Origin of the sequence: Sphaerimonospora sp. CA-214678 (genome assembly GCF_050942215.1) — a bacterium.
Taxonomy (GTDB): Bacteria; Actinomycetota; Actinomycetes; order Streptosporangiales; family Streptosporangiaceae; genus Sphaerimonospora.
Genome location: NZ_CP192056.1, coordinates 3,255,696 through 3,267,418, shown reverse-complemented (window position 1 = coordinate 3,267,418; position 11,723 = coordinate 3,255,696). Strand labels below are relative to the sequence as shown.

Genomic DNA, 11,723 nt, shown 5'->3' with positions numbered 1-11,723 from the left:
CGATCGTTTCCCCGGAGAGATTCGTGTCCATCGACCTCGTATCCCGCGCCGCGTGGGGCGCCCGTCGCCCGAAGGGCTCCTACTCCCCGCTGAGCTCGGCGAAGGGGGTGAAGGTTCACTACACGGGCGGTCGGGTGGACCCGTCGATCGTGGACGACCACGGCAGGTGCGCGGCCATGGTCAGATCGATCCAGAATCACCACATGGACGGCAACGGCTGGATGGATATCGGCTATTCAATGGTCGCCTGTCCCCATAGAAAGGTATTTGTGGGGCGCGGCCCGAAGCGCCTGCCGGCCGCCAACGGCCCCGGACTCAATTCGGGTCACTACGCGGTGCTCGGCCTGGTCGGCAACGCCGGGCTGACCCAGCCGACGGACGGGATGCTGAACGGCATCCTCGACGCCATCGGCTACCTGCGCGAGCACGGCGGCGCCGGTCGGGAGATCAAGGGCCATCGAGACGGCTACCCCACCGACTGCCCCGGCGACCCCCTCTACGCCTGGATCAGGAAGGGCGCCCCCCGGCCGGGGAAGGGCGGCACGTCCCCGCGGCCCGCGCCCAGGTGGCCGGGACGGCTGCTCAGGTATCCGCCCGTCATGCGCGGCGGCGACGTGCGGACCTGGCAGGCGCGGATGAAGCGGATCGGATACGTCATCGTGGTCGACGGCGCCTACGGCCCGGCGTCGAGGGCGGTGTGCGTACGCTTCCAGAAGGCCGCCGGCCTCGACGCCGACGGCATCGTCGGGCCGCTGACCTGGAACGCCGCCTTCGCCGTCCTCGCCGCCAAGCCGTAACCCGCCCGTGGGCCCCGGCCCCCGGGGCCGAGCCGTACGGCACGGGCCGGACTCGGCGCAGGCCTCGACCGCGGCGGCGTTCGCCTGCCGGACGTGCTCGCTCGGCCTGCGGCGTGCCGAGCGGTCCGTGGTGCGGCATCCGGGTTTCGGACGGGACGAAACCCGGACCCCGAAGCATGGTTCCGGAGACGCTCCGCCTAGCATCCTGGCATGACGACGGTGCCACCTCTGGAAATCGCCTCGGGGTTCCCGCCCGGCTCGCGGGAGCAGTGGCGCACGCTCGCGCTCGGGGTCCTGCGCAAGTCAGGAGCCCTCGGCGAGGACGCCACACCCGCCGACGTGGAGGAGGCGCTTTCCTCCACTACTCACGACGGCGTGACGATCGCGCCGCTGCACGACACCGCCGACCTGCCCGCCGCCCCCCGGATTGTACGGCCGGGCGATCAGTGGGACGTGCGCCAGCGCCACGCCCACCCCGACCCCGCCGTGACCAACGAGGCGGTGCTGTCCGACCTCGACGGCGGGGTCACCTCGATCTGGCTCGACCTGCCGGCCGGCGACGGCCCCGGCGTGCTGCCGCGAGTGCTCGACGGCGTGCTCCTCGACCTCGCCCCCGTCGTCCTCGACGCGGGCGCCGGGGCGGTCCCGGTCGCGGGGGCGTACCTCGACCTGCTGGCCGAGCGTGGTGTGACGGCTCCGGGCGGCAACCTCGGGCTTGATCCTTCCGCCGTCTCCGAGGGGATCTCGGTGCTGCGGCGGTCCCTGGCCGAGCAGCCCGCCCTGCGCGGGGTCGTCGTCGACGCCCTGCCGTACCACGACGCGGGCGGCGGCGACGTCGAGGAGCTGGGCTGTTCGATCGCCGCCGGCGTGGCCGCGCTGCGCGCCATGACCGACGCCGGTCTCTCCGTTGAACAGGCGATGGGTCTGCTGGAGTTCCGTTACGCCGCCTCGGCCGACCAGTTCCTCACCATCGCCAAGCTGCGGGCCGCGCGCCGGCTGTGGGCCCGGGTGGCCGAGGTCGTCGGCGGGCCCGGCGGCCAGCTTCAGCACGCGGTGACGTCGTCGGCGATGATGACGGCCCGCGACCCCTGGGTGAACATGCTGCGCACCACCCTGGCCTGCTTCGGCGCGGGCGTCGGCGGGGCCGACGCGGTGACCGTGCAGCCGTTCGACGCCGTTCTCGGGCTGCCCGACGCGTTCGCCCGCAGGATCGCGCGCAACACCCACGCGCTGCTGACGGAGGAGGCCGGCGTCGCCCGGGTGACCGACCCGGCCGGCGGCTCCTGGTACGTCGAGCGGCTCACGGCCGACCTGGCCGAGCGCGCCTGGGCGTGGTTCCAGGAGATCGAGCGCGCCGGCGGGATGGCCGCCGCCCTCGACCGGCTCGTCCCCGAGCGGATCGCGGCCACCCGGGACAGGCGGGCGCGGGCACTCGCGCACCGCCGCGACCCCGTCACCGGCGTCAGCGAGTTCCCCGATCTGACCGAGAAGACACCGGCCCGCCGGTCCGGGCCCGGCCTCGCGGGCGAGGGTTCGGCAGGCGGAGCCGGAGGGCTGCCGCGCATCCGCTACGCCGGGGAGTTCGAGGCGCTGCGCGATCTCGCCGACGCGCAGGCCGGGCGGCCCAGGGTCTTCCTCGCCACGATCGGCCCCGTCGCCGCGCACACCGCGCGCGCGACGTTCGCCGCCAACCTGTTCGCCGCCGGCGGCGTCGAGACCGTGACCTCCGGGGCGGCCACGGACCCGGCCGAGATCGCCGAGGCGTTCCGCGCGGCCGGCACCCCGGTCGCCTGCCTGTGCTCGAGCGACCGGTTGTACGGCGAGCACGCCGCAGCCGTGGCGGCCGCGCTGCGTGCGGCCGGGGCCGGGCGGATCTGGCTGGCGGGCAAGGGCGAGCATGGAGATGTGGACGCCAACCTGTACGCCGGATGTGATGCGCTCGACGTGCTCCGTACGACGTTCGACGACCTTGGAGTAACCCGATGACTCGCCAACGTTCGGTGATTCCGGATTTTTCGGGAATTGAGCTGGGGACGGGGACGGAGTCCGTACCCGTGCCCGCGTCGCCCGGCGCTGAGGTGTGGGAGACCCCGGAGGGGATCGAGGTCAAGCCGCTGTACACGGCCGCCGACCTCGACGGGCTGGACTTCCTCCAGACCTATCCGGGCGTGGCGCCGTACCTGCGCGGGCCGTACCCGACGATGTACGTCACCCGGCCGTGGACCATCCGCCAGTACGCCGGCTTCTCCACGGCGGAGGAGTCCAACGCGTTCTACCGGCGCAACCTCGCGGCCGGGCAGAAGGGCCTGTCGGTCGCGTTCGACCTCGCCACCCACCGGGGGTACGACTCCGATCACCCGCGGGTGGCGGGCGACGTCGGCATGGCGGGCGTGGCGATCGACTCGATCTACGACATGCGGCAGCTGTTCGAGGGCATCCCCCTCGACAGGATGAGCGTGTCGATGACCATGAACGGCGCGGTGCTGCCGATCCTGGCGCTGTACATCGTGGCGGCGGAGGAGCAGGGGGTCGGCCCCGGCAAGCTGGCCGGGACCATCCAGAACGACATCCTCAAGGAGTTCATGGTCCGCAACACCTACATCTACCCGCCGGGCCCGTCGATGCGGATCATCTCCGACATCTTCGCCTACACCTCGGCGAACATGCCGCGCTTCAACTCCATCTCCATCTCCGGCTACCACATCCAGGAGGCCGGGGCGACCTGCGACCTCGAGCTGGCGTACACGCTCGCCGACGGCATCGAGTACCTGCGGGCGGGCGTCGGGGCGGGTCTGGACATCGACGCGTTCGCGCCGCGGCTGTCGTTCTTCTGGTGCATCGGCATGAACTTCTTCATGGAGGTCGCCAAGCTGCGGGCCGCCCGCCTGCTGTGGGCGAACATCGTGAAGGACTTCGGGGCCGCCGACCCCAGGTCGCTGTCACTGCGCACGCACAGCCAGACCTCCGGGTGGTCGCTGACCGCGCACGACGTGTTCAACAACGTGGTGCGCACCTGCGTCGAGGCGATGGCCGCCACCCAGGGGCACACCCAGTCGCTGCACACCAACGCGCTGGACGAGGCGCTGGCGCTGCCGACCGACTTCTCGGCCAGGATCGCGCGCAACACCCAGCTCGTCCTCCAGCAGGAGTCCGGCACCTGCCGCACGATCGACCCCTGGGGCGGGTCGTACTACGTCGAGCGGCTCACCCACGACCTCGCCCGGCGGGCGTGGGGACACATCCAGGAGGTCGAGGCCGCCGGCGGCATGGCCAAGGCGATCGACGCCGGGCTGCCGAAGATGCGCATCGAGGAGGCCGCGGCCCGCACCCAGGCGCGCATCGACTCCGGGCGTCAGCCCGTAATCGGGGTGAACAAGTATCGCCCCGAGGCCGACGAGAAGATCGACGTGCTCAAGGTCGACAACACCGAGGTACGCCGCCAGCAGCTCGACAAGCTGCGCCGTCTGCGCGAGGAGCGCGACCCGGCCGCGGTGGCGAGGGCCTTGGAGGCGCTGACCGAGGGCGCCGCCGGGAACGGCAACCTGCTGGAGCTCGCCGTCACGGCCGCCCGCGCCAAGGCGACGGTCGGGGAGATCTCCGAGGCCATGGAGAAGGTCTTCGGACGCCACGCCGCGCAGATCCGTACGATCTCCGGTGTGTACCGGGAGGAGGTCGGCGGCGCGGTGGACGACGTCAGGGCCGCGTGCGCGGACTTCGAGAAGGCCGAGGGCCGCAGGCCGCGCATCCTGGTCGCCAAGATGGGGCAGGACGGCCACGACCGCGGCCAGAAGGTGATCGCCAGCGCCTTCGCCGACCTCGGCTTCGACGTCGACGTCGGCCCGCTGTTCCAGACGCCCGAGGAGGTCGCCCGGCAGGCCGTCGAGGCCGACGTGCACATCGTCGGCGTCTCCTCGCTGGCGGCCGGCCACCTGACCCTCGTGCCTGCCCTGCGCGAGGCGCTGGCCGAGCTGGGCGCGGACGACATCATGATCGTGGTGGGCGGGGTGATCCCGCCCGGCGACGTCGACGAGCTGCGCGCGGCCGGGGCCGCCGCCGTCTTCCCGCCGGGCACGGTCATCGCGGACGCGGCGCACGGGCTGCTCAAGGATCTGTCCGCGCGCCTGGCCCACCCCGGCGCGGCATGACGTCGATGGAGGACTATCTCGCGGGTGTGCTGGCCGGGGACCGGCGGTGGACCGCTCGGGCGATCACGCTCGTCGAGTCCACCCGGCCCGATCACCGTGAGCTCGCCCAGCGGCTGCTCGTCGAGCTCACCCCGCACGCCGGCAAGGCGCGCAGGGTGGGCATCTCCGGGGTGCCGGGGGCCGGCAAGTCGACGATCATCGAGTCGCTCGGCACCTATCTGACCGAGCGCGACCACCGGGTGGCCGTGCTCGCCGTCGACCCGTCCTCGCGGCGCAGCGGCGGCAGCATCCTGGGCGACAAGACCCGGATGGCCAGACTCGCCGCCGATCCCAGGGCGTTCATCCGGCCGTCGCCGACGGCCGGCACGCTCGGCGGCGTCGCCCGGGCCACCCGGGAGGCGATGGTCATCGTGGAGGCGGCCGGCTATGACGTGGTGCTCGTCGAGACCGTCGGCGTCGGCCAGTCCGAGACCGCCGTCGCCGACATGGTCGACACGTTCCTGCTGCTCACGCTGGCGCGTACCGGCGACCAGCTCCAGGGCATCAAGAAGGGCGTGCTGGAGCTGGCCGACGTGATCGCGGTCAACAAGGCCGACGGCGAGCACGAGATGGCGGCCCGCCGGGCCGCCCGCGAGCTGGCCGGGGCGCTGCGCCTGCTGCGGTCGCACACCCCCGTGCTGACCTGCAGCGGGCTCACCGGCACCGGTCTCGCCGAGCTGTGGGAACAGGTCGTACGCCACCAGGAGGAGACCGACCTGTCCGCCAGGCGGCGTCACCAGCAGGTCGAGTGGACCTGGTCGCTGGCCAGGGACCGTCTGCTCTCCCGGTTGGCGGAACGGGCGGCTCCGATAGCGGCGGAGGTCGAGGCCCAGGTGCTCGACGGCGGCCTCACCCCCTCGCTCGCCGCCGACCGTCTCCTGGCCGCCTTCTTCGACGGAAACCCACCCACCCCGTGACCCCACCCACCCTTGCCCGTGATCTTGCGAATTCTTGCAGGGATGCCTTCTGACCTGCGCGGATCCTTCCCGTGATCTTGCAGATGCTCGCAGACGTACGATCTGACCTGCGCTGATGGGTTCCGTGATCTTGCAGTTCTGGGTGCAAGATCACGGAGCGTGTTTCCCCCGGTCAAAGCATATGTCTGCGAGAAACTGCAAGATCACGAAGCGAGAAGTGCCTGCTCCTGGCATTGCGTGCGAGTATTCGCAAGATCACGGGAATCCGTTTTGGACGGGGGTCGTACGCCACGTCCATGGTCAGCATCCATGGTCAGGAGAGAAGCGTGCGGCCCCAGTAGTCGCCGGCGTCGGCGAGCCCCGGCGGGCAGGCGAAGACGCCGCTGGAGACGTGTTTGATGTACTCGTTCAGCGAGTCGTCGGCGGCCAGCGCCCGCTGGATCGGGACGAACTGCCTGCGCGGATCGCGCTGGTAGGCCATGAAGAACAGCCCGGCGTCGAGCCTGCCCAGGCCGTCGGAGCCGTCGACATAGTTGTAGCCGCGGCGCAGGATGCGGGCGCCGCCGTGCGCGGACGGGTGGGCGAGCCGTATGTGCGAGTCGCCGGGGATCACGGGCCTGCCGTCGGGGCCGGTCCTGGCGAGATCCGGCTCGTCGAACTCGGCCTTCCCGGTGAGCGGCGCGCCGACGCCCTTGTCGCGGCCGAATATGGCCTCCTGCTCCGCCAGCGGGGCGCGGTCCCAGGTCTCGATGTGCATGCGGATCTTCCGGGTGACCAGGTAGGCGCCGCCGTCCATCCAGGCCGGGCCGTCACCGGGGGCGGCCCACAGGTGCTCGCGGAGCATCTCGGTGTCCTCGAGCTTGAGGTTCGCGGTGCCGTCCTTGAAGCCCAGCAGGTTGCGCGGCGTCGCCTGCGCGCGGGAGGTGGAGGACGTACGGCCGAAGCCGAGCTGGGAGTAGCGGACCGAGACCTTGCCGAACCCGATCCTGACCAGGTTCCTGATCGCGTGTACGGCCACCTGGGGGTCGTGGGCGCAGGCCTGGACGCAGATGTCGCCACCCGATATCTCCGGCAGCAGCGCGTCGCCGCGGAACGCGGGCAGGTCGGCCAGGGCCGGCGGCCTGCGGCCGGCGAGCCCGAACCGGTCGTCGAACAGGGTGGGGCCGAAGCCGATGGTGAGCGTGAGACCGGAGGCGGGCAGGCCGAGGGCCTCGCCGGTGTCGTCGGGCGGGGCCTGTGGGTCGCCGCCGAGGGCGCCGAACGTACCGGCGTCCTTGCCCTGGGTCATCCGGGCGGCGGCCGCCGTCCACTCCTGGAGCAGTTCGACGAGCTCGGCCCTCTTGACGGTGGTCACGTCGAGCGCGACGAAGTGCAGCCGGTCCTGGGCGGGGGTGACGATGCCCGCCTGGTGGGGACCGTAGAACGGGACGGCCTCGGAGATCGACGCGGCCTGGGCGGCCGTCGGGCCGCCGGCCAGTGAGCGGGTGGCCACCGTGCCGGCGCCGGCGACGCCGACCGCGGCCACGCCCGCCGCCCCCAGGCCGAACAGCCCGCGCCGGCTGATCCCGCTCACTTGGCCACCACCGCGGCCACCTTGCTGATCGGTTCGGCCAGGGCGTTGATGGCGTCGGACAGCAGGCGCAGATCGTCCTTGGACAGCTCGGTGTGCAGCTGCCAGCCGTCGCCGGACCTGTGCCGCTCCAGGGCCTGCTCGGCCGCGGCGAACTTCTCGTCGAGCGTCTTCACCAGGTCGGGAGCCCGCTCCTCCAGCACCGGCCGCAGCGCCTGGACCGCGGCCTTGCTGCCCTGCAGGTTGGCGTCGAAGTCCCACAGGTCGGTGTGGGAGTAGCGGTCCTCCTCACCGGTGATCTTCCCGGTGGCGACCTCGTCGAGCAGTTCCTTGGCGCCGTTGGCGAGCTGCACGGGCGACAGGTCGGTCGCGTTGGCCTTCTCGACGATGGTGGTGACGTCGGTCATCAGCTTGTCGGCGAGCGGCCCGTCCCCGCTGATGTCCTTGCCGACCCACAGGTCCTTCTCGATGCGGTGGAACCCGGTCCACTCCTCGCCCTCGGCCACGTCGTTCTCCCGTGCGTCGATGGCCGGGTCGAGGTCGCCGAAGATCTCCGCCACCGGCTCGATGCGCTCCCAGTACGTCCTCGCCACGGGGAAGAGCCGCTTGGCGTTCTCGGCGTCGCCGGCCTTGACGGCATCGGCGAACTCCTTCGTCTTGACGAGCAGCGTGTCCGACTGGCTCTTGACGTAGCGCTTGTAGCCGGCGACCGCCGCGGCGAGCTGCGCGTCCTGTGTCAGTGGCCGGTGCTCGCCGGTGACCTTGAGCGGGTTCCGGATGCCCTTGCCGATCATGCCGGGCTTGCACGCGGTCTCGTACAACCCGGGCGGGAGCTCGACGACCATGTCGCGGGTCAGGCCGGGGACGATGTTCTCGACCTCGCCCATCACCCGGTCGCCCGCGGCGTAGACGTAGAACTCGGTGACCTTGCTGCCGTTGTTGGTCACGGTGAACGTCGAGGTGCCGGCGGGCAGCTCGGCCGTGCCGACGGCGCATTCGGTGTCGGTGGCCGCGACCGTGATCTTCTTGTCCGCGGCGTCGCCGTCCGCCCCGGAGGACGTCTCGGCGGATGAGCAGGCGGCGAGGCCGGCGAGGGCGAGTGCGGCGGCGGCCGTGGCGATGGGGGTGCGCATGTGGACTCCGTGATTTCCGGATCAGGCGGCGGTCTGGGCCTGTGTGGGCACCGGGGCGGCGGGCGTCCGGCCGGAGGACCTCAGGAAGAAGAAGAGGACCGGCACCGCGTAGGCCACCCAGGCGATGGTCTCCAGCACGCTCGGCTGTGGGGTGATGTTGAACATGCCGCTGAGGAGCGTCGAGTACCAGGCCCCCGGGTCGAGCACGCCGCTGATGTCGAAGGCGTGGGTGGCGAGCCCGGGCAGCACGCCCGCCTCCTGCAGGTCGTGCACTCCGTACTTGAAGATGCCCGCCGCGACGAGGATCAGCAGCAGCCCGGTCCAGGTGAAGAACCTGGTGAGGTTGATCCGCAGGGCGCTGCGGTACAGTCCCCAGCCGATCGCGACGGCGGTCAGCAGCCCGAGGGTGATGCCGATCAGCGGGCTGGCACTGGTGGTGGCGCCCTGCACGGCGGCGAACCACAGCAGCGCGGTCTCCAGCCCTTCCCTTGCGACGGCGAGGAAGGCGACCACGGCGACCGCGGTCGCGCCGAGCCGGAGGGCCTCGCTCAGCTTCTGGCGGAGCTCGCCCGACAGCCGCCGCGCGGCCGTACGCATCCAGAACACCATGAAGGTCACGAAGATCGTCGCGGTGAGGGAGGTGACGGCGTCGAACAGCTCCTGCTGCTGCGAGGCGAGGTGCGTGGCGGTGAAGGTGAGCAGCGCGCCGAACCCGATCGACAGCGCGAGTGCGGCGCCCACCCCGGCCCATACGAGCGGCAGCCGGTCGCGGCTGTCGCTCTTGACCAGGAAGGCCACCAGGATCGAGACGACGAGGGCCGCCTCCAGGCCTTCGCGCAGACCGATCAGGTAGCTCGCGAACACGGTGCCCCCTCTGAGAGCCGATAAGCCTGACCTAACTTAGGCCAGGGTTACCTTACTCCTGGATCCGTACGCCGGTGCAGAGGGGGTAGCCATTTATCTCCCCCTTGGAATCGGGGCGCAATCCGGTGCGTGCCGATCGCGCCGGCCCCGTTAAATGAGTGGCGTCCCCGGCCGCTGCTTATTTACCCTGGCTCGTGTCCTGCCGCCTTCTCCCGGAGGGTTCGTTGAAGCACTGAGGTCACGACACCGCGCTCGACCACCGCCCTGCCGGTGGCCTGGCGCAGCGACCTCAGGGCCCTTCTTCGCGGCGTCCCGATTCCCGGCCTGTGCCCGCGGTGTCTCCACGCGCATATCCGTCGTCACCGCTCACGTCCGGGGAGCCGCCCATGTCTTCTGTGTCTTTTTCAGTTGTCTGCACCGATTTGTCCTTTTATTGGCCCGACGGTTCCGCCGTATTCGAGGACCTCCGATTCGCATTCGGCACCGGCCGCACCGGGCTCATCGGGGCCAACGGGTCGGGAAAGTCGACGCTGCTCAGGATCATCGCCGGAGAGCTGACCCCCTCGGCAGGCACCGTCGGCGTGACCGGCGGCGTCGGCTACCTGCCGCAGAACCTGCCGCTCGGCGCGAGCCGTACGGTCGCGGACCTGCTCGGGATCACCCCCGCCCGGCGGGCCCTGCACGCGATCGAGCGCGGGGATCTCAGCGAGGCGAACTTCGACGCGGTGATCTGGGACGTCGAGGAGCGCGCCCGCGCCGAGCTCGACCGGCTCGGCCTCGGCGAGGTGGACCTCGACCGGACGGTCGCCACGCTCTCCGGCGGAGAGACGATGCTGGTCGGGCTCGCCGCACGGTTCCTCGCGGAACCGGAGATCCTCCTGCTCGACGAGCCGACGAACAACCTCGACCTGGACGCCAGACGGCGGCTGTACGACGCCGTCTCGTCCTGGACGAGGACGCTGGTCGTGGTCAGCCACGACCGTGCGTTGCTCGAACTGGTCGACCAGATCGCCGATCTGCCGGCCGCGCGGACGTTCGGCGGCACGCTGAGCGAGTACGAGCAGGTGCTGGCCGTCGAGAGGGAGGCCGCCGAGCGTGCGGTCCGGGCCGCGGAGGGCGACGTGCGCCGCCGGCGGCGCGAGCTGGCCGAGGCGCAGGCCAAGCTGTCGCGCAGGGTGCGGTACGGCACCAAGATGTACGAGAACAAACGCGAGCCGAAGATCATCATGCAGGAGCGCAAGCGACAGGCCCAGGTGTCGGCCGGCAAGCACCGCACCATGCACGAGGAGAAGCTGTCTGAGGCGCGCGAGCGGCTGGCCGAGGCGGAGGACGCGCTCCGCGACGACTCCGAGATCAGGGTGGAGCTGCCCGCCACGACGGTCCCGGCCGGTCGCACGGTCCTCGTCCTCGACGGCGTCCGTACGGCCGCCGGCCCCGTCGGCGACCTGATCGTCGGGGGCCCGGAGCGGATCGCGCTGCTCGGCCGTAACGGGGCGGGCAAGACCACGCTGCTCCGTACGATCACGGGAGAGATCCCGCCGGTGGAGGGGACGGTCAGGGCCGGGGTCCCCGTGCGCTGTCTGCCGCAGCGGCTCGACGTGCTCGACGACTCGCTGAGCCTGGTCGACAACGTGCGGGCCGTCGCCCCGGCCGCGCCGGTGAACGCGGTCAGGGCCGGGCTCGCCAGGTTCCTGTTCCGCGGCGACCGGGCCGAGCGGGCGGCCGGCACGCTGTCGGGCGGGGAGCGGTTCCGCGCCGTGCTCGCCGCGCTCCTGCTGGCCGAGCCCGCCCCGCAGCTCCTGCTGCTGGACGAGCCGACCAACAACCTCGATCTGGCCGGCGTCCGGGTGCTCGCGCAGGCGCTGTCGGCCTATCGCGGCGCGTTGATCGTGGCCGCCCACGATCTGCCGTTCCTGGAGTCCGTCGGGATCACCAGGTGGCTGACGGTGGGGCCGGAGGGGCTGACGGACACCTGACTCAGCTGGAGAACAGCATGCCCACCCAGCTGCGCTGGCGGCGGTGGCCGTAGTGCCCGTGGTGCGGCGCGCCCCAGGCCGGGCCGCCGGGGGCGGGCGGCGGCGGCGGCGCGTAGTGCTGCTGCGCCCACTGGGACTCCAGCCGGGTCAGCGTCTCCAGCTCGCCGTGGTCGAGGAAGATCCCCCGGCAGTTGTCGCACTGCTCGATGCGGACACCGTTGCGCTCGTACGTCCGCATGTCGCCGCGGCACTTCGGGCACTCCATCAACTGCGTCTCCCTGC

9 protein-coding genes are annotated in these 11,723 nt (G+C 71.6%); 5 read left to right on the top strand and 4 right to left on the bottom strand.

The genetic code is table 11. The annotated features are described in order from the left end of the window. Positions 1–23: 23 nt before the first annotated feature. From ACQP1K_RS14780 to meaB, 4 genes are all read left to right on the top strand, one after another. On the top strand, positions 24–797 hold the full coding sequence (locus ACQP1K_RS14780; protein ID WP_433496260.1) for a peptidoglycan recognition protein family protein: 774 nt from the start codon (positions 24–26) through the stop codon (positions 795–797). 210 nt (positions 798–1,007) lie between these two features. Beyond that, positions 1,008–2,783, top strand: a complete 1,776-nt coding sequence (locus ACQP1K_RS14775) for a methylmalonyl-CoA mutase family protein (protein ID WP_433496259.1) — start codon at positions 1,008–1,010, stop codon at positions 2,781–2,783. 14 nt (positions 2,784–2,797) lie between these two features. Then, the gene (gene scpA / locus ACQP1K_RS14770; RefSeq protein ID WP_433501557.1) at positions 2,798–4,942 is read left to right on the top strand and encodes a methylmalonyl-CoA mutase; all 2,145 of its coding nucleotides are present in this window, start codon (positions 2,798–2,800) and stop codon (positions 4,940–4,942) included. Beyond that, the gene (gene meaB, locus ACQP1K_RS14765) at positions 4,939–5,898 is read left to right on the top strand and encodes a methylmalonyl Co-A mutase-associated GTPase MeaB (RefSeq protein WP_433496258.1); all 960 of its coding nucleotides are present in this window, start codon (positions 4,939–4,941) and stop codon (positions 5,896–5,898) included. Before scpA ends, meaB begins: the two co-directional genes overlap by 4 nt. 313 nt (positions 5,899–6,211) lie before the next feature. Here meaB and efeB read toward each other — a convergent pair whose 3' ends face one another. The 3 genes from efeB to efeU are packed head-to-tail and all read right to left on the bottom strand — an operon-like array spanning position 6,212 to position 9,465. Further along, positions 6,212–7,471 carry an iron uptake transporter deferrochelatase/peroxidase subunit gene (gene efeB, locus ACQP1K_RS14760; protein WP_433496257.1) on the bottom strand — a complete coding sequence of 420 codons (1,260 nt, stop codon included), beginning with the start codon at positions 7,469–7,471 and terminating at the stop codon, positions 6,212–6,214. Beyond that, a complete protein-coding gene (gene efeO / locus ACQP1K_RS14755; RefSeq protein WP_433496256.1) occupies positions 7,468–8,601 on the bottom strand; it encodes an iron uptake system protein EfeO in 1,134 nt (377 codons plus the stop codon). Before efeO ends, efeB begins: the two co-directional genes overlap by 4 nt. A gap of 21 nt (positions 8,602–8,622) precedes the next feature. Continuing rightward, positions 8,623–9,465: an iron uptake transporter permease EfeU gene (gene efeU / locus ACQP1K_RS14750; RefSeq protein WP_433496255.1), complete on the bottom strand. Its 843-nt coding sequence runs from the start codon at positions 9,463–9,465 to the stop codon at positions 8,623–8,625. Positions 9,466–9,851: 386 nt separating this feature from the next. Between efeU and ACQP1K_RS14745 the strand changes: the two genes are divergently transcribed. After that, the gene (locus ACQP1K_RS14745) at positions 9,852–11,441 is read left to right on the top strand and encodes an ABC-F family ATP-binding cassette domain-containing protein (protein WP_433496254.1); all 1,590 of its coding nucleotides are present in this window, start codon (positions 9,852–9,854) and stop codon (positions 11,439–11,441) included. Position 11,442: 1 nt separating this feature from the next. Here ACQP1K_RS14745 and ACQP1K_RS14740 read toward each other — a convergent pair whose 3' ends face one another. After that, entirely contained in the window at positions 11,443–11,706 is a 264-nt protein-coding gene (locus tag ACQP1K_RS14740; RefSeq protein ID WP_433496253.1) for a zf-TFIIB domain-containing protein, read from the bottom strand. Positions 11,707–11,723: the final 17 nt, after the last annotated feature.

Coding starts and splice junctions, on each gene's coding strand:
- ACQP1K_RS14775 (WP_433496259.1), top strand. CDS start 1,008: ATGACGACGGTGCCACCTCTGGAAATCGCCTCGGGGTTCCCGCCCGGC.
- ACQP1K_RS14745 (WP_433496254.1), top strand. CDS start 9,852: ATGTCTTCTGTGTCTTTTTCAGTTGTCTGCACCGATTTGTCCTTTTAT.
- ACQP1K_RS14740 (WP_433496253.1), bottom strand. CDS start 11,706: ATGGAGTGCCCGAAGTGCCGCGGCGACATGCGGACGTACGAGCGCAAC.
- efeO (WP_433496256.1), bottom strand. CDS start 8,601: ATGCGCACCCCCATCGCCACGGCCGCCGCCGCACTCGCCCTCGCCGGC.
- meaB (WP_433496258.1), top strand. CDS start 4,939: ATGACGTCGATGGAGGACTATCTCGCGGGTGTGCTGGCCGGGGACCGG.